Genomic DNA, 15858 nt, shown 5'->3' on the forward strand with positions numbered 1-15858 from the left:
GGTTCCTTTTGTTGGTCGAAGTTGAAATTTGTACCCGCCATCGCGGCGTCTGTGGCGAAGTTCTTTTCTGACGACGATCGGCGTTCCGCGCATCAGATATATCAGGAAGAAACGATAAACGCTGTGGAATACTAGTAGGTTAGCGCGCGCTGCAGAGCGTGTGCAGTCACCCCGACCGTTGTCCCTTCGCTGTGAGATTCGCCATTCGCAACGTCGGCTCGGGCGGTGAAGCGGCTGGCTGATTGTCTTCCGCAACGTATTTCCCTTGAAAATTGCAAAATGCAACGTGTCGGTAAAAGGATTCGACAGTCGGAAGATTCTGATATATCGGCTGATTAATCGTTTAATCACGCGATAGCGGAAACCACGGATTTGGCGCGTTCCGGACCAAAACTGACGAGGATTGCCAGAACGCTCGGCGTCTCCGCGGCGACGGTTTCCAACGCGCTCTCGGGCAAGGGGCGTGTCTCCGCCGAAATGGTGGAAAAGATCCGTGCGACTGCTGCCGAGCTCGGCTACGTGCCGAGCCAGGCGGGCAGGGCGCTGCGCACCGGCCGCACCGGTGTTCTCGGTCTCGTCCTTCCAGACATCGCAAATCCCCTCTTCCCGCAGATCGCGCAGGCAATCGAGCTTGCGGCGTCCTCCTCCGGTTATGGCGTGCTGATCGCCGACTCGCGCGGCGACGTCTCGACCCAGACCAAGGCGATCGAACGCCTGATCGATCGCGATGTCGATGGCCTCGTGATCGTGCCCAGGCGCGGCACGCGCATTGCCGATGTCGGCTGCCCGGTCGCCGTCATCGACACGCCCTCGACGCCGGGCAATACCGTTGCCGCCGACCATTGGGGTGGCGGCCAGCAGATCGCCGAGCACCTGAAGGCGCTCGGGCACCGTCGCGTGCTGATCATCGGAAACAATCCTGCCTCGAACGTGCAGAACGACCGCGCCGGCGGTATCCGCTCGGTCTTTGGCGAGGGGTACCACACCGACACGCTCTGGATAGAGCCGCTGGAAAAATCGGCCGGCAAAGGCTGTCCGCTCGGGCTCGCGGACAAGGTGGCGCAAGGCTACACCGCATTTGCCTGCATCTCCGATCTCCATGCGCTGCGTGCGCTCACCGAATTGCAGCGCGCCGGCATCAACGTGCCGGAAAAGGCGAGTGTCACCGGGTTCGACGACCTGATCTGGTCGCCGGTCATCACGCCGGCGCTGACGACCGCGCGCATGGACATGACCGAGATCGCGGCGATCGCCGTCGCTGCCCTCGTCAAGGCGATCAGCGAGCGCGACCCGTCCGATCCGGCGATCGGCGCACCGGTTACCGCCGAGACGTCGAAGGTGCCCATGCATCTCGTTATCCGGCAATCGGCCGCCGCACCGCCTGCGCTTCAACCCGTTCATACCCCTGTAACCGCAGCCACATCCGTCACCGAAGGAGGACACCAGCCATGAAGAAGTTCCTGCTCGCATCAAGCGCGCTCTTGCTCGTCGGCGCCAACGCCGCATCTGCTCAGGAAAAGACGCTCACCATTTCCGTCTACGGCTTTGCCCAGGACGCATTCAAGGAACTGGTCTATGCGCCGTTCGAACAGAAGTGCGGCTGCAAGCTCGTCGTCGAGACCGGCAACAGCGTCGAGCGGCTGGCCAAGATGGAAGCCAACAAGGCTAGCCCGGTTGTCGACATGGCCGTCGTTTCGATGGCTGATGCGCTCTCGGCCACTCGCGCCGACCTGATCGAAAAGATCGACACGTCGAAGCTCTCGAACTTCAACAAGCTCTACGACCTCGCCAAGGACCCGAACGGCGACGGCATGAGCGTCGGTTACACCTTCTATGCGACCTCGATCGTCTATCGCTCCGACAAGATGGAAGTGAACTCCTGGGCCGATCTTCTCGACGAGAAGAACGCCAGCCACGTCGCCTTCCCGAACGTCACCACCAACCAGGGCCCGCCGGCGCTCTACATGGTTGGTGAAGCCATCGGCAAGAACACGCCGGATCTGAAAGAGGCGATTGCCGCCGTCGGTGCCAAGAAGGATGAAATCGTCACCTTCTACGTGAAGTCCTCGCAGCTTGTTCAGCTGATGCAGCAGGAAGAAATCTGGGCCGCCCCGATCGGCCGCTTCTCCTGGGAAGGCTTTACCAAGCTCGGCCTGCCGATCAAGTGGGCAACGCCCAAGGAAGGCCAGACCGGTGGCATGAACGTCATGGTGCTGACCAAGGGCGGCAAGAACCAGGATCTCGCGCTTCAGTTCATGGACTTCTGGCTCTCGACCGAAATCCAGACGGCGCTCGCCGAAAAGCTGGTCGATAGCCCGGCGAACAAGGACGTCAAGGTTTCGCCCGAGATCGCCGAAAACCTCACCTACGGTGAAGAGACCGTGAAGAACCTGAAGCTGATCCCGTCGGCCGTCGCCCTCGACAACCGCGAAGCGTGGCTGTCGGAGTGGAACGCCCAGGTCGGCCAGTAAGCCAAGACTGAACTCCACCGGTCGGCCCTCTCGGCCGGTGGACGCTGCGGCGCCTGCGAAGGGTAGGCCGCACCAACGAATGCCTTGAAAGGAAGAAGGATGTTCCAGAACCGCGCCGAAGCCCTGGCGCTCGCTCTGCCCGCAGCGGTCTTTGCGGCGATCGTCTTTCTGGCACCAGTGGTGATCCTGCTGGCAGAAGGCTTTCGCAGCGCCGACAGCTGGTCGCTGTCGGCCTACACCACCTTCTTTTCCGATCCGCTGAACCGCACGGTGTTTCTGCGCACCTTCCGGCTCGGCCTGATGGTGACCGCCGTTTCGGCGGTCATCGGCTATGCCGCGGCCTTTGCCATCGTCAATCTTTCACCGCGCAACAAGGGGCAGATGATTGGCCTCGTCGTGCTGCCGCTGATGATCTCGTCGGTCGCCCGTACTTATGCCTGGATCGTCATTCTCGGCCGCACCGGCATCGTCAACCAGGCGCTCCAGCTTGTCGGCCTCTCGGATGAGCCGATCCGCTTCCTCTTTACCGAGACCGCCGTGTTCATCGGTCTCTTGCAGCTTTTCCTGCCGCTGATGATCCTGTCGCTGATCAGCGCGCTTGAAAACATGCCGAAGGATGCAATTCCGGCAGCGCGCGTTCTCGGCGCCAACTGGTTCCAGGTGTTCTTCAAGGTGATCCTGCCGCTGACCAAGGAAGGCCTTGTCATCGGCGGAACACTGGTCTTCACCGGTTCGCTCACCGCCTACATCACGCCGGCGATCCTCGGCGGCTCCAAGGTGCTGATGCTCGAAACGCTGCTCTATCAGCGCGTCACCGTCGCCAACGATTTCGTCGCTGCCAGCGTCATCGCCTTCATCCTGATCGTCATGAGCTTTGCCGCCAATCTTCTCCTGAAACGGCTTGCCACCGCGAGGAACAAGCGATGACCCCTCGTATCTTTACTCCGCTCGTCCTCTTCCTGGTGATCGGCTTCCTGATCGGGCCGTTCTTCATCATCGTCGCCGCGTCCCTCTCCGGTGGGGAGACGCTGGCCTTCCCGCCGCAGGGCTTCTCGCTCAAATGGGTCGCCAAGGTCTTCACGGTCGAGAGCTTCCAGGAGAGTTTCGCGATCTCGATGCTGCTTGCGATCGGTGGCACGGCGGCCGCTCTCGTGCTCGGCGTTCCCGCCTCTTACGCCCTGTCGCGCTACAAGCTGCCCTTCGGCGAAACCATCCGCACGATCGTGTCGCTGCCGATCATTGTGCCCGGCATCATCGTCGGCCTGGCGCTTCTGCGGTATATCGTCGTGCCCTTCGGCCTCAACATCACCTTGACGCTGTTCCTCGCGCATACGGCGCTGGTTCTGCCCTATGCGGTTCGCGTCGTCTCGGCGAGCCTCAACAACCTGCGCTCCGATATCGAGGAGGCGGCGGTGCTGCTCGGTTCCTCACGCGCCGGCGCCTTCTTCCGGGTGGTGATGCCGAACATCCGCAGCGGTATTCTTGCCGCCTTCATTCTCGGCTTCGTCACGAGCTTCAACCAGGTGCCGGTGTCGCTCTTCCTCTCCGGCCCGGGTGTGCGCACCCTGCCGATCGACATGCTCTCCTACATGGAGATCACCTACGATCCGTCGGTCGCAGCTCTCTCCGCGCTGCTCGCCTTCATGTCCATCGGCATCGTCTTCCTTGCCGAACGCTTCCTGGGATTCTCTCGCTATGTCTGATGCCGCTTTCCTCAGCCTTGAAAAACTGACGCTCGCCTATGGCGACACCGTTGCGGTGAAGGATCTCGACCTTTCGATCCGCAAGGGCGAACTGGTGGCATTCCTCGGTCCGTCCGGTTGCGGCAAGACCACGACGATGCGCTCGATCGCCGGTCTCTTGTCGCCGGCCTCCGGCGCGATCAAGCTCGATGGTGCCGATATCACCCGGGTTTCCGCCAACAAGCGCTCGGTCGGTCTCGTCTTCCAGTCCTACGCGCTGTTTCCGCACCTGACCGTGTTCGAAAACGTCGCCTTCGGCCTGCGGCTGAAGAAGTTGCCCGCTGCCGAGATCGAGAGCAAAGTTACGGCTGGTCTCAAGTCGGTCGGGTTGTCGAAGTTCTCCGCCCGCAAGCCGGGCGAACTCTCGGGCGGTCAGCAGCAGCGTGTCGCGCTCGCGCGCTCCATGGTCATGGAGCCGAAGGTGCTGCTTCTCGACGAGCCACTGTCGAACCTCGACGCCCGCTTGCGCCTCGAAATGCGCACGGAGCTGCAGCGGGTACAGAAGGAAACCGGCGTCACGATGATCTTCGTCACCCACGATCAGGGCGAAGCCCTGTCACTGGCGGACCGGATCGTCGTCATGCTGAACGGCGCGATCGAACAGATCGGCACGCCCGAGGATATATACAACCGCCCGATCTCCCGCTTCGTCGCCAACTTCGTCGGCTTCGAAAACATCTTTGCCGTCGAGGGCGGCAAGCTGAAGGCCGGCAACGGCCCGATCGATCTTTCCGGATCCCTGCCGCCTGACACGGCAGGGCTTGCGTGGCGTCCGCGCATGGTGACCCTTGGTTCAGGTCCTTTCCAAGGCACCGTGCGCGGAGCCTCTTTCTCCGGCAGTACGCGCGAGTACCTGCTCGATACGCCGCTCGGCGCCATCAAGGCGGAAGAGGACGCAGCACTTGCAGCGCGTGAAACCGGCTCTGCCATCGCCTTCGACCTGCCGGTCGAAAAGGCCGCACGCCTCAAGAAGTTCGGGTAACGACAAATGGGTGTCTGGATCGATACGGACATGGGTTTCGACGACATCGCCGCAGTGCTTGTCGTCCTTCATGCCGGTGAAGAAATCGATGGCGTGTCGCTCGTCTTCGGCAATACGCCGCTTGAGCAGGTGAAGCGCAATGCCGCCGGCGCCGCGCGCGCTTTCGGCTGGGCTTTCCCCATACACGAAGGGCGCGCCCTGCCGGTGCTCGGCAAGCTCGAAACCGCCGAGCGGATCCTCGGCGAAGCCGGCATGCCGACGGCGGGATTGACGCTGCCGGAAGCTGACGCTTTGCCTGCAAGCGACGCTTTCGCCGCGCTTTGTGCCTGGCTGGAGCAGGAGGGACCGAAGCGCATTCTGGCGCTCGGGCCGCTCACCAATCTCGCAGCCCTTTGCCTTGCCCGCCCGGACTTGGCCAGCCGGATCACCGACCTCACGTGGATGGGGGGCGGCGTCACCAGCGGTAACCATACGGCATCTGCCGAATTCAACGCCTTCGCCGACCCGGAAGCGCTGGCGATCGTGATCGCGCATGGCCTGCCGCTTCGCATGGTGGATCTCGATCTCTGCCGCAAGGTTTTCGCCTATCCTGACGATGTCGCGCCGATCCGCTCGGCAGTCGGTGCCAATGCGGCGCTTATCGCCGATCTGCTTGCCGGCTACATCTCGATCGGCACCAGCCGCGGTCGGCCAGGCATGGCGATCTATGACCCGTCAGCCGCCGTCGCCTTCGTCAATCCGGGCGCGATCTCGTTTCGCAAGGCGCGCATCGATGTCGAACTCGGCGGGACGCTCACCCGCGGACGCACCGTCGTTGAAACGCGCGAAAGTCATGTGATCTTCAATGCCGAATATGCCGTCGACGCCCATGTCGAGACAACACGGGCACAGATCCTGGGCGCCCTGATGAAGGAAGCGCAGAAGTGAGTTCTACGCAGCAGCCCCAGGACTTGATGGATGCGACGCTTCGCACCCGGGCGGTTGCCGCAGCGCGTGGCGACGCGCCGTTCGACGTATTGATTTCGGGCGGTACGCTCGTCGACGTGGTGACCGGCGAGCTTCGTCCGGCCGATGTCGGCGTCGTCGGATCGTTGATTGCAAGTGTCCACGAACCGGGCGCGCGCAGCGACGCAGTAACCGTCGTCGACGCCACCGGCGCTTTCGTCTCGCCCGGCCTGATCGACACCCATATGCATGTCGAAAGTTCGATGGTAACACCGGCGACCTATGCCAATGCGGTGCTGCCGCGTGGCGTGACGACCGTCGTCTGGGATCCGCATGAGTTCGGCAATGTCAACGGCGTTGCCGGCGTGCGCTGGGCCGCGGACGCCAGTCGCGATTTGCCGCTGCGCACAGTGCTGCTCGCGCCTTCGAGCGTGCCGTCAGCACCGGGCCTGGAACTGGCCGGTGCCGATTTCGACGCCGACGTGATTGCCGATATTCTCTCTTGGCCGGAAATCGGCGGTATCGCCGAAATGATGAACATGCGCGGCGTCATCGACGGCGAAGCGCGCATCACCGGGATCGTTCAGGCGGGGCTTGCCGCCGGCAAGCCGGTCAATGGCCATGCGCGCAGCCTTACCGGTGCAGATCTGCAGGCTTTCGTTACCGCCGGCGTCAGCTCCGACCATGAGCTGGTCTCGGGTGACGATCTGATGGCGAAGCTCCGGGCCGGTCTGTCGATCGAACTGCGCGGCTCCCATGACCACCTGTTGCCGGAATTCGTCAATGCACTCAATGCGCTCGGCCATCTTCCTCAGACAGTAACGTTCTGCACCGACGATGTCTTCCCGGACGATCTCGCCCATGCCGGTGGCCTCGACGACGTCGTTCGTCGACTGGTGCGCTACGGCCTGCCCGTCGAATGGGCGCTTCGGGCGGCAACGCTGAATGGCGCCGTACGCCTCGGCCGTCACGACCTCGGGCTCGTGGCGCCGGGACGTCGGGCGGACATCGTGGTCTTCGAAGATCTCTCTGACTTCCGCGCGCGCACGGTCATTGTCGACGGCAAGGCAATTGCAAACGCCGGACGGATGATCGAGCCGCTGAGCGGGATCGCCGCGGAGTCCCTGCACGGCACGACGAAGATCGCGACGCTTTCGGATGACGATTTCCGCATTCCCGCCGATGCTACGAAGGTCCGCGTCGCGACCATCGACCGGCCGCGCTTCACCCAGTGGGGCGAGGCCGTGGCCAAGGTCGAGGGCGGCTTCGTCGTTCCGCCGGAGGGTACGACGCTGATCGCAGTGGCGCACCGCCACGGGCGCGCCGACAGCCGGCCGGCTGTTGGTTTGTTGTCGAGTTGGGGCACCTGGCGCGGCGCCTTTGCAACCACGGTCTCGCATGACAGCCACAACCTCACGGTCTTCGGCGGCAATGCCGCTGATATGAGGGTCGCGGCCAATGCGGTGATCGCCGCCGGTGGCGGCATGGCCGTGGCGTCCGGCGGAAAGGTCGATGCGCTCCTGCCTCTGCCGCTCGCCGGCTTGGTCTCCGAAAAGCCGCTGGAAGAGGTCGCGGAAAGCTTTGCCGGACTCCGCGAAGCGGTCGGCCGCATCGTCGACTGGCAGCCGCCCTATCTGGTCTTCAAGGCCTGCTTCGGCGCGACGCTCGCCTGCAATGCCGGCCCGCACCAAACCGATCGAGGCATCGCCGACGTGGCGACGGGCAAGGTCATGGAAAGCCCGATCCTCGAGATTCTTGAAGCATGACTTTAACAGGCCGCCCGCGCAGGGCGGCCGAGTAAAGGTGGGAGCCGATCTCGCAGGTTCAGATCATCTCAAGGTTCAAATAGATTCGATAAATCCTTGAGATCGCAGGCTCTTTCGAGGCGCCGCTCTACTCGGCGCGTGGCAATTCCTGCTCCACCAGCGTCGACCAGAAGGCGACGCCGGGGCCGATCGACTCGTCGTTGAAATCATAGGCGGTGTTGTGGTGCAGCGCACCGTCGACGGCGGGGCCGTTGCCGAGCCAGACGTAGCAGCCGGGGGCTTCCAGACCGAAGAAGGCGAAATCGTCGCCGGCCGTCGACGGCGGAAATGCCGTCCGGGCCATCTTCCCGAACACCGCCTGTGCGGCGCTCAACGCCCGGGCAGTGGCATCGGCGTCGTTGACGACGGGCGGGATGCGGCGCTCGAATTCGTAGTCGACGGAAATTCCGTACATCTCAGCGGTACCGCGCGCGAGACGGCCGATCTCGGTTTCGAGTTGGTCGCGGACTTCGGGCGTATAGGCGCGGGCGGTGCCGCCGATCTCAACGATATCAGGAATGACATTGAGCGCCTTCGGGTCGCCCGCCCGCACGGAGCAGGCACTGACGACGGCCGGCTGCAACGGATCGACGACGCGACCGACGATCGACTGCAGCGAGGCAAGGAAGGTGCCGGCGGCAGTCACCGGATCGCGCCCGAGATGCGGCTTGGCGCCATGGGTGCCGACGCCGCGGAAGGTGAGCCGCCAGCTATCCGAAGAGGCAAGTTGCGGGCCGGCGACGACGGCCATCTCGTCCGGATCGAGGCCGGGCATGTTGTGCAGGCCGTAAACCGCATCGCAGGGGAAGAGGCTAAACAATCCGTCCTCGACCATGCGCTTCGCGCCACCGCGCCCTTCTTCGGCCGGCTGGAAAATGAAATGCACGGTGCCGGAGAAATTGCGGGTCTTCGCCAGATGGCGGGCCGCGCCGAGCAACATCGTGGTGTGGCCGTCATGGCCACAGGCATGCATCTTGCCGGCCTCGCGGGATTTGTAAGGACGGTCGGCGATCTCGGGCATGGCGAGTGCATCCATGTCGGCGCGAAGACCGATCGAGCGTGTTCCGTTGCCCACCTGTAGCGTGCCGACGACACCGGTTTTTCCCAAGCCACGGTGGACCTTGAGGCCCGCCTCTTCAAGCCATTTGGCAACGAGGTCGCTGGTGCGCACCTCCTCGAATCCGAGTTCCGGATGAGCATGCAGATCACGACGGAAGTCGGTGAGGAAGGTGAGGTCGTCGGCTATTCCGTCAGGCAGGCGCATCGGCAGGCATTCCCATGTTTCATTGCGCGAAGGGGCTTGTGAATTCCGCAGGCTTTGCTTGAGCCGCGGCGCCCTTTCGGTTTGATCGAAGTCGCAAACGGTATAGACGAAAACGGCCGGGACCAGAACAGCAAGCCGGCCTTTTTGATCGCCTTTCATTTCGGGCGACGTGCGCAGACGAGGATCGGACCGATGCAGCCCCACGACTTCTGGCAGGAAATCTATCCGCCGAAAAGCTTCGATATTCAGATGGGTTACCGCGATTTCTTTCCAGCGTCCCTCGGTGATGGCAGGCAGATCCTCTTGCCGATCCGGCCGCTCGCCGACAGCAAGCATGCACTCGCCTCGCTGATCGTCAATCAGGCAAGTTTTGCCGTCGAGGACGCACTGGCAACCGAACTTGCGGCGAAGCTCGCGCCCTATGAGCCCGAAGTCATCGCCGGTCTGCCGACGCTCGGCCTCACGCTTGCGTCTGCCGTCGCCCGCAAGCTCGGCCATAGCCGCTACGTGCCGCTCGGTACATCAAGGAAATTCTGGTACGTCGACGATCTCTCCGTCCCGCTCTCCTCGATCACCACGCCGGACCAGAAGAAGCGGCTCTATGTCGATCCGCGCATGCTGCCGCTGCTTGAAGGAAAACGAGTGGCGCTGATCGACGACGTGATTTCCAGCGGCACGTCGATCCTTGCCGGGCTGACGCTGATGGAGACCTGCGGCATCGAGCCGGTCGCGATCGGCGCTGCCATGCTGCAGACCGAGCGCTGGCACCAGCCGCTTGCCGATCTCGCGCCGCATTGGCCGGAGCGTGTCGTCGGCGTCTTCCGGACCCCGTTGCTCACCCGCAACGATGACGGCAGCTGGCGCGGGGCTTGATCGAGCGCAGGAGCGGGGGGCCGCGCGTCCCAACCGGTCGAGATCGGAGTCGGGCGCCACCGTGATCGCGGAGACGCCCGAACTGTTTCCCGCTGGATTGCCCGAGAGGGCGGTATACGGCCGGGATCTTTCAGTTCGCCGGCCGAACCTGATAGTAGACCGTCGGCTGAGCTCCTGCCTTGGCGATCGTATAGACGTCATAGGAAGCCTGCGGATCGTTGCCCATGCCGAGCGAGCCCGAGGGCATGCCGGGAACCGCGATGCCGGCGACATCGGGCCTTTCAGCGAGCAGCTTCTTGACCGCTTCGAGCGGCACATGTCCCTCGATGACATAACCGTCGATGACGGCGGTATGGCAGCCTTCCATGTCGGCGGGAACCGCAAAGCGCGTCTTGATGACCGACATGTCGGCCTCATCGCGCACCTCGACCTTGTAGCCGGCCGCTTCCATGGCTTCCGCCCATTGTTCGCAGCAGCCGCATTGAGCGTCCTTGTAGATCGCCATGGTGCCGGTTGCCGCGACTGCGCCCGTTGCAAAGAGGGTGATGCCCGCGATCGTGCCCGCCACGAAATGCCTGCGTAATACGTTCATCGAACATTCCTTTCCATTCTTGCCTGATTTCAGGATTGTGGCGCCCGGGCCGCCAGAAGTCGACCCGGGCAGTTTGTCGCTGTTACTTGATCTCGGTCACGGTCAGCTTGCCGTTGACCCGATCGGCGACGAATTCGATCGACGCGCCTTCCTTGAGCTTGACGAACAAGGCGTCGTCGCCGACGCGGAACACCATCGTCATGGCCGGCATGTCGAGGTTCTTCAGGTCCTCGTGGTCGATCGTCACCTTCTTGGCCTTGGTGTCGATCTTCTTGACCACGCCCTTGGTGAACTCGGCCGCCTGGGCGGGCAGGGAGAAGGTGGCGGTGGAAGCAGCCAATGCGAGCGCTGCAAGGAGTTTGCCTACGGTTTTCATGGTTTCATCCTTTCCTGTTTTCTGGGGTTACTTCTTCACAACGTCGAGCGGACCGTGCATGCCGGCGTCGTAGTGGCCCGGCACCAGGCAGGCGAACTCGAAGGTGCCGTCATTGGTAAAGGTCCAGTAGATGTCACCGGACTTGCCGGGCTCGAGTCGGATGGCGTTCGGGTCGTCGTGCTCCATGTCCGGGAACTTTTCCATGGTGACCTTGTGCTCCTGGATTGTCGCCTTGTCGTCGAGCACGAATTCGTGGGCGAGTTCGCCGGCGTTCTTGATGGCGAAATGGACCGTCTGGCCCTGGCGAACCTTGATGGTCGCCGGGGTGAAGATCATCTTGCCGTCGTCGGTTTCCTTCATGGTGACGCGGATCGTCTGCGTCGACTTCTTGCTGTCGCCGGGCTCGCCGATCGACACCTTGTCGTGGCCGCCGGCGTGGCTGCCGCTGGCGAGCGCCTGGGAGGAAAGGGCGGAGGCGATAACGAGCGCCAGAGCGAGTGCTGATTTCTTCATCGTAATGTTCCTGATGGATTTGAAAGAGTTCATTGCAGTCGGCGCCCTTCACGGTTTGGACGTGATGACGGTCTTGGCATCCTTGGCCCGCGTCGGCTCCGGCAATGCGCCGGTCCATTCCCAGGCCTGTGTTCCCGGCGGGTTTTCGTACCAGCCGGGATCGCTGTAATCGCCGGCGGAGATGCCTTCGCGCACCTTCACCACCGAGAACATGCCGCCCATCTCCAGCGCGCCGTGCGGACCCCAGCCGGTCATCATCGGGATCGTGTTGTCGGGGAGCGGCATTTCCATTTCGCCCATGTCGGCCATGCCGGCCGTACCCATGGGCATGTAGTCGGGCTTCACCTTGCGGATCTTCTCCGCCACCGATTTCTTGTCGGCGCCGATGAAGGTCGGGATATCGTGGCCCATGGCGTTCATCGTGTGGTGCGACTTGTGGCAGTGGATCGCCCAGTCGCCCTCGTATTTGGCGTCGAACTCGTAGGCCCGCATGGCGCCGACGGGGATGTCGATCGACACTTCCGGCCAGCGTGCCTCCGGCCGCACCCAGCCGCCATCGGTGCAGGTCACCTCGAAGTCGTAACCATGCATGTGGATCGGGTGGTTGGTCATGGTGAGGTTGCCGACCCTGACCCGCACCCGATCGTTCTTGGACACGACCAGCGGGTCGATGTCCGGGAAGATCCGGCTGTTCCAGCACCACATGTTGAAGTCGGTCATCTCCATGATGCGCGGCACATAGGTGCCGGGATCGATGTCGTAGGCATTGAGCAGGAACACGAAGTCGCGGTCGACGCGCATGAAGTTCGGATCCTTCGGATGCACCACGAAGAAACCCATCATGCCCATCGCCATCTGCACCATCTCGTCGGCATGGGGGTGATACATGAAGGTGCCGGACTTCACGAGGTCGAACTCGTAGACATAGGTCTTGCCCGCCGGGATATGCGGCTGCGACAGCCCGCCGACGCCGTCCATGCCCGAAGGCAGGATCATGCCGTGCCAATGGATGGTGGTGTGCTCAGGCAGCTTGTTGGTGACGAAGATCCTGACACGGTCGCCTTCGACGGCCTCGATCGTCGGCCCCGGCGACTGGCCGTTATAGCCCCAGAGGTAGGCCGTCATGCCATCGGCCATTTCGCGTTCGACCGGCTCGGCGACGAGGTGGAACTCCTTGACGCCGTTGTTCATGCGATGCGGCAACGTCCAGCCGTTGAGGGTGACGACCGGGTTGTAGTCGGGACCACTCGTCGGCACGAGCGGCTTCTGGGTCGTGGCATTGTCCATGCTTGCCGCTTCCGGCAGGCCGGAGTTCGAGGTCTGCGCCCAGGCGGCTGTCGAAACGAGAGCAGCACCAGCGCCGAGGAAGTGTCTTCTATTGAACATCTTTCTGATCCTTTTCGAGTTAGGCGGGATGCGTGCGGAAAACCGCACACACTTTTCCTCAACCCGCCCTAGTGCCCGGCGCCGCCGGCTTCCGCCGCTGCGGGCGCTGCTGCCCCTCCCGCCGAGCCACCTGATCCGCCGCCGTGGATTGCGGTCATCAGGTCGGCATCGGCCAGCCAGAAATCGCGCTTTGCATTGACAGAGAGAACGGTCGAATTGACCTTGGACCTGACGTCGGCAAGCAGTTCGAATGTGCTGGTGATCATGCCGTTGTAGCTGAGGGTCGCTTCTTCCTCGATCTTGCTGCGCAGCGGCACGACGTTGTTGCGGTAGTGCTGGGCTATGTCGTAGCGCGAGCGATAGGCCTCATAGGCAGAGCGCGCTTCAGAGCGGATGTTGACCGCCTTTTCCGCGAGCAGGTTTGCCGAGCGCATATGGGCAAGCTCAGCCTTGCGCATGCGCGCGCTGCCGCTGTCGAAGATCGGGATGACGAATTCGAGCTCGAACTGCGCTGTGGTCTCGACCTTGGTGCCGTGGTCCTCCTTCTCCCGTTCCGCTTCCGCGCCGGCGACGAGCTCCAGGTCGGTGACGTAGCGGGTCGCCTCGGTGAGCTTGTAGGACTTGGCCACGGCTTCGAGATCGAGGCGGGCGATCTGCAGGTCGACGCGGCGCTTCAGCGCTTCCGCCTCGATGCCGTCCTTTCGGGTCAACGTCTTCGGCAGGTTCGGCAGACGGTTCGGCACCTGGTAATCGACATCGGTGCCCCAGAGGCCCATCAGTCTCGTCAGGTTTTCCTTGGCAATGCGGGCCGCTAGCCGCGCCTCGGCTGCCTGGCCGGCAAGTTCCGCGTTGAAAACGTGTTCGCGCGCCTGGTTGCCCTTGCCCATGGCGCCGGTCTCGCCGAGCTTTGCGGCAAGCTCCGAGGAGGCGTCCGCAGCCGCCTGGGCCTGGTTGAGCTGCCCGACGGTTTCCCACGCGGCGACCGCCTCAATCCAGGCGCGACGGGTTTCGGCCGCCAGCTGCAGCGTGCTGAGGGCCGCTGTCAGCTGTGCCTGGCGGTAGCGCGCATCGGCGACCGCGATGGTCTTGTCGCGGGTCAGAAGCGCGAGGATGTTGGTGGTGACGAGGCCCTCGATCGCCTTGTAGGCTTGCAGCTCCGGCGTGCCGATCCCTGCGGTGCCGATCGAGATCGTTGGGTTGAGGAACAATGTCGCCTGCCAGGCATCCGCCGAAGCATCGCCGAGATCGGCATAGGCGGCCTGCAGGCCCTTGTTGTTGAGGAGTGCGACCTGAACGGCGGTGTCAGCGTCGATGGTCTTGCGCTTCAGGAGCGCCTTGACCTCGGCATTGATCTTGTCGGCCTGTTCGCGGTTTTGGACCCAGACGCTCTTCTTGGTTGCGGCCGTCGAAACCCTGGCGTCCACGGTCGCAAAGCCCGCATCCTTGGCCGAGTATTCGGTCACGCATCCGGTGAGCACGAGCGGCAGGCCGAATGCTGCCGCGAGGTTGAGCTTGTGGAGCCTCATGACGCGTCTCCCTGGGCGGTCGATTGCGCGTCGTTGAGTGGGCGCCAGGCCTTGGGGCCGGTCGGTTCGCGATGGGTATAGCCCGAAATGGGGCTGCGATATTGCGTGCTTCGAATGCCGCTCGAGCTGTCTGCGGGATCGCCAAGGCTTGAGACCTCGGCAGGCAATGTGGCAGCGCATCCGCCCAGGATCATGGGCAGGAGCGCCATGGAAAACAAACGTTTCATGGTCAAACCTGAAATGTGAATGGCAGAGGTCGGCGATCGACCGGATGAAACCGGGCGGGCCTTGTCGCGGACCGCGCTAGAGGTGGGGCGAGCGTCTCATCGGACACGCGCAAGCCATCACAGCGCTTCGCACCGCCCCAGATCCTTCAATCGGCAACGACCAAAGGAAACATGCGGCAGCGATCACGGATTCACGAAATCAGGCTCTTGGAGGGCGATGAAGGCCGTCGAGTTCACCTTGGGTGATCTGCGGGAGCGGGCCGAAATTGCGGATGGAGCGCGGGAAAGCCGGGTGGCTGCCGTCGACATCGCCGAGCACCGCCACGGCGGCGCAGAAGGTTTTGCAGCAATCCTTCTTGTCGGTCTTGCCGCTTTGCTCTGCCGGCTTCGCCTTGCCCTTGTCGAGGCTCGGGCAGTGCTCGGTCGCGATTTGCGTCGAGTTGACCGAAGCCTCGATCTGCATCGAGCCGTGCGCGGCCGCATGCATCATGCCGGAGGCGGTGGAAAAGGGCAGCAGGGCCAGCGACAAAGCGATCGCCAGCTTCAGCACCATCAGCAAACGCAGATATGTGGTTCGCACCTTCTCCATGATCGATCCGTAGAAACGCCTTTGATTCCTGTCAATGCTGCGGGTGTTCGACGACGTCACGAATGCGTGAGACGCGGCGACGCGCACCTGTTTTGGTCAGCCATGCCGACGGTTGCGGACCGGATCGATGCCGGCCGTGCCGAAGCGGGCGGGCTCGGTTGCCTTTGCGGGCTTGTTTCCGGCATCGGCGAGGTCGTCGAGAATGGGACAATCCGGGCGGCCGTCGCCATTGCAGTGGGCGGCGAGATATTTCAGTGTCCGGCTCATCGCCTTGAGTTCCTCGGCCTTGCGCTCGAGGATTGCGACATGTTCGAGCGCGATCTTCTTGACCTCGCCGCTGGCGCGCGACCGGTCACGCCACAGCGCCAGGAGATCGGCCATCTGTTCGACGGTGAAGCCGAGGTCGCGCGAGCGGCGGATGAACTGCAGCGTATGGACGTCGTTGTCGCCGTAGTTGCGATAACCGGACTCGCTGCGGTCCGCCTGCGGGATGAGGCCGATCGTCTCGTAATAGCGGATCATTTTCGTCGAGACGCCGGAGGCGCGTGAAGCTTCGCCGATATTCAT

General features: G+C 63.1%; 17 protein-coding genes. 8 read left to right on the forward strand and 9 right to left on the reverse strand.

The genetic code is table 11. The features are described from left to right. Positions 1 to 372 precede the first annotated feature (372 nt). From LAC81_RS31820 to LAC81_RS31850, 7 genes are all read left to right on the forward strand, one after another. Entirely contained in the window at positions 373 to 1452 is a 1080-nt protein-coding gene (locus tag LAC81_RS31820; protein ID WP_223728629.1) for a LacI family DNA-binding transcriptional regulator, read from the forward strand. Further along, positions 1449 to 2471, forward strand: coding sequence for an ABC transporter substrate-binding protein (locus LAC81_RS31825; RefSeq protein ID WP_223728630.1), 1023 nt, complete (start codon positions 1449 to 1451; stop codon positions 2469 to 2471). Before LAC81_RS31820 ends, LAC81_RS31825 begins: the two co-directional genes overlap by 4 nt. 99 nt (positions 2472 to 2570) lie before the next feature. Further along, on the forward strand, positions 2571 to 3398 hold the full coding sequence (locus LAC81_RS31830; protein WP_223728631.1) for an ABC transporter permease: 828 nt from the start codon (positions 2571 to 2573) through the stop codon (positions 3396 to 3398). After that, entirely contained in the window at positions 3395 to 4174 is a 780-nt protein-coding gene (locus tag LAC81_RS31835) for an ABC transporter permease (RefSeq protein WP_060586135.1), read from the forward strand. Before LAC81_RS31830 ends, LAC81_RS31835 begins: the two co-directional genes overlap by 4 nt. After that, positions 4167 to 5195 (forward strand): ABC transporter ATP-binding protein, encoded by a 1029-nt coding sequence (locus LAC81_RS31840; protein WP_223728632.1) that lies wholly within the window; start codon positions 4167 to 4169, stop codon positions 5193 to 5195. Before LAC81_RS31835 ends, LAC81_RS31840 begins: the two co-directional genes overlap by 8 nt. 6 nt (positions 5196 to 5201) lie before the next feature. After that, positions 5202 to 6122: a nucleoside hydrolase gene (locus LAC81_RS31845; protein WP_223728633.1), complete on the forward strand. Its 921-nt coding sequence runs from the start codon at positions 5202 to 5204 to the stop codon at positions 6120 to 6122. A gap of 26 nt (positions 6123 to 6148) precedes the next feature. Further along, positions 6149 to 7906 carry an adenine deaminase gene (locus tag LAC81_RS31850; RefSeq protein WP_419195908.1) on the forward strand — a complete coding sequence of 586 codons (1758 nt, stop codon included), beginning with the start codon at positions 6149 to 6151 and terminating at the stop codon, positions 7904 to 7906. A 127-nt stretch (positions 7907 to 8033) separates the two neighbouring features. Here LAC81_RS31850 and LAC81_RS31855 read toward each other — a convergent pair whose 3' ends face one another. Beyond that, positions 8034 to 9209 (reverse strand): M20 aminoacylase family protein, encoded by a 1176-nt coding sequence (locus tag LAC81_RS31855; RefSeq protein WP_223728635.1) that lies wholly within the window; start codon positions 9207 to 9209, stop codon positions 8034 to 8036. A gap of 192 nt (positions 9210 to 9401) precedes the next feature. Here LAC81_RS31855 and LAC81_RS31860 point away from each other — a divergent pair, with 192 nt between their 5' ends. Then, complete coding sequence (locus tag LAC81_RS31860) at positions 9402 to 10082, forward strand: phosphoribosyltransferase (protein ID WP_223728636.1); 681 nt, start codon at positions 9402 to 9404, stop codon at positions 10080 to 10082. A gap of 130 nt (positions 10083 to 10212) precedes the next feature. Here the strand turns inward: LAC81_RS31860 and LAC81_RS31865 are convergent, their stop codons facing one another. The 8 genes from LAC81_RS31865 to cueR form a co-directional block, all read right to left on the reverse strand. Then, complete coding sequence (locus LAC81_RS31865) at positions 10213 to 10674, reverse strand: DUF411 domain-containing protein (protein ID WP_223728637.1); 462 nt, start codon at positions 10672 to 10674, stop codon at positions 10213 to 10215. An 82-nt stretch (positions 10675 to 10756) separates the two neighbouring features. Next, entirely contained in the window at positions 10757 to 11050 is a 294-nt protein-coding gene (locus LAC81_RS31870; protein ID WP_223728638.1) for a copper-binding protein, read from the reverse strand. Between the two features lie 27 nt (positions 11051 to 11077). Continuing rightward, entirely contained in the window at positions 11078 to 11563 is a 486-nt protein-coding gene (locus LAC81_RS31875) for a cupredoxin domain-containing protein (RefSeq protein ID WP_223728639.1), read from the reverse strand. A gap of 48 nt (positions 11564 to 11611) precedes the next feature. Next, positions 11612 to 12949: a multicopper oxidase family protein gene (locus LAC81_RS31880; RefSeq protein WP_223728640.1), complete on the reverse strand. Its 1338-nt coding sequence runs from the start codon at positions 12947 to 12949 to the stop codon at positions 11612 to 11614. 68 nt (positions 12950 to 13017) lie between these two features. Beyond that, positions 13018 to 14475, reverse strand: a complete 1458-nt coding sequence (locus LAC81_RS31885) for a TolC family protein (RefSeq protein ID WP_223728641.1) — start codon at positions 14473 to 14475, stop codon at positions 13018 to 13020. Beyond that, positions 14472 to 14702, reverse strand: a complete 231-nt coding sequence (locus tag LAC81_RS31890) for a hypothetical protein (RefSeq protein ID WP_223728642.1) — start codon at positions 14700 to 14702, stop codon at positions 14472 to 14474. Before LAC81_RS31890 ends, LAC81_RS31885 begins: the two co-directional genes overlap by 4 nt. A gap of 199 nt (positions 14703 to 14901) precedes the next feature. Beyond that, a complete protein-coding gene (locus LAC81_RS31895; RefSeq protein WP_223728643.1) occupies positions 14902 to 15291 on the reverse strand; it encodes a hypothetical protein in 390 nt (129 codons plus the stop codon). A 96-nt stretch (positions 15292 to 15387) separates the two neighbouring features. Further along, positions 15388 to 15858: a Cu(I)-responsive transcriptional regulator gene (cueR, locus tag LAC81_RS31900; RefSeq protein ID WP_223728644.1), complete on the reverse strand. Its 471-nt coding sequence runs from the start codon at positions 15856 to 15858 to the stop codon at positions 15388 to 15390.

Origin of the sequence: Ensifer adhaerens (genome assembly GCF_020035535.1) — a bacterium.
GTDB lineage: Bacteria > Pseudomonadota > Alphaproteobacteria > Rhizobiales > Rhizobiaceae > Ensifer.

Bases quoted from the DNA above. Each gene is read 5' to 3' on its own strand.
- LAC81_RS31860 (WP_223728636.1), top strand. From the start codon at position 9,402: ATGCAGCCCCACGACTTCTGGCAGGAAATCTATCCGCCGAAAAGCTTC.
- LAC81_RS31850 (WP_419195908.1), top strand. From the start codon at position 6,149: ATGGATGCGACGCTTCGCACCCGGGCGGTTGCCGCAGCGCGTGGCGAC.
- LAC81_RS31855 (WP_223728635.1), bottom strand. From the start codon at position 9,209: ATGCGCCTGCCTGACGGAATAGCCGACGACCTCACCTTCCTCACCGAC.
- LAC81_RS31845 (WP_223728633.1), top strand. From the start codon at position 5,202: ATGGGTGTCTGGATCGATACGGACATGGGTTTCGACGACATCGCCGCA.
- LAC81_RS31870 (WP_223728638.1), bottom strand. From the start codon at position 11,050: ATGAAAACCGTAGGCAAACTCCTTGCAGCGCTCGCATTGGCTGCTTCC.
- LAC81_RS31885 (WP_223728641.1), bottom strand. From the start codon at position 14,475: ATGAGGCTCCACAAGCTCAACCTCGCGGCAGCATTCGGCCTGCCGCTC.
- LAC81_RS31865 (WP_223728637.1), bottom strand. From the start codon at position 10,674: ATGAACGTATTACGCAGGCATTTCGTGGCGGGCACGATCGCGGGCATC.
- LAC81_RS31825 (WP_223728630.1), top strand. From the start codon at position 1,449: ATGAAGAAGTTCCTGCTCGCATCAAGCGCGCTCTTGCTCGTCGGCGCC.
- LAC81_RS31830 (WP_223728631.1), top strand. From the start codon at position 2,571: ATGTTCCAGAACCGCGCCGAAGCCCTGGCGCTCGCTCTGCCCGCAGCG.
- cueR (WP_223728644.1), bottom strand. From the start codon at position 15,858: ATGAATATCGGCGAAGCTTCACGCGCCTCCGGCGTCTCGACGAAAATG.
- LAC81_RS31880 (WP_223728640.1), bottom strand. From the start codon at position 12,949: ATGTTCAATAGAAGACACTTCCTCGGCGCTGGTGCTGCTCTCGTTTCG.
- LAC81_RS31835 (WP_060586135.1), top strand. From the start codon at position 3,395: ATGACCCCTCGTATCTTTACTCCGCTCGTCCTCTTCCTGGTGATCGGC.
- LAC81_RS31840 (WP_223728632.1), top strand. From the start codon at position 4,167: ATGTCTGATGCCGCTTTCCTCAGCCTTGAAAAACTGACGCTCGCCTAT.
- LAC81_RS31890 (WP_223728642.1), bottom strand. From the start codon at position 14,702: ATGAAACGTTTGTTTTCCATGGCGCTCCTGCCCATGATCCTGGGCGGA.
- LAC81_RS31875 (WP_223728639.1), bottom strand. From the start codon at position 11,563: ATGAAGAAATCAGCACTCGCTCTGGCGCTCGTTATCGCCTCCGCCCTT.
- LAC81_RS31895 (WP_223728643.1), bottom strand. From the start codon at position 15,291: ATGGAGAAGGTGCGAACCACATATCTGCGTTTGCTGATGGTGCTGAAG.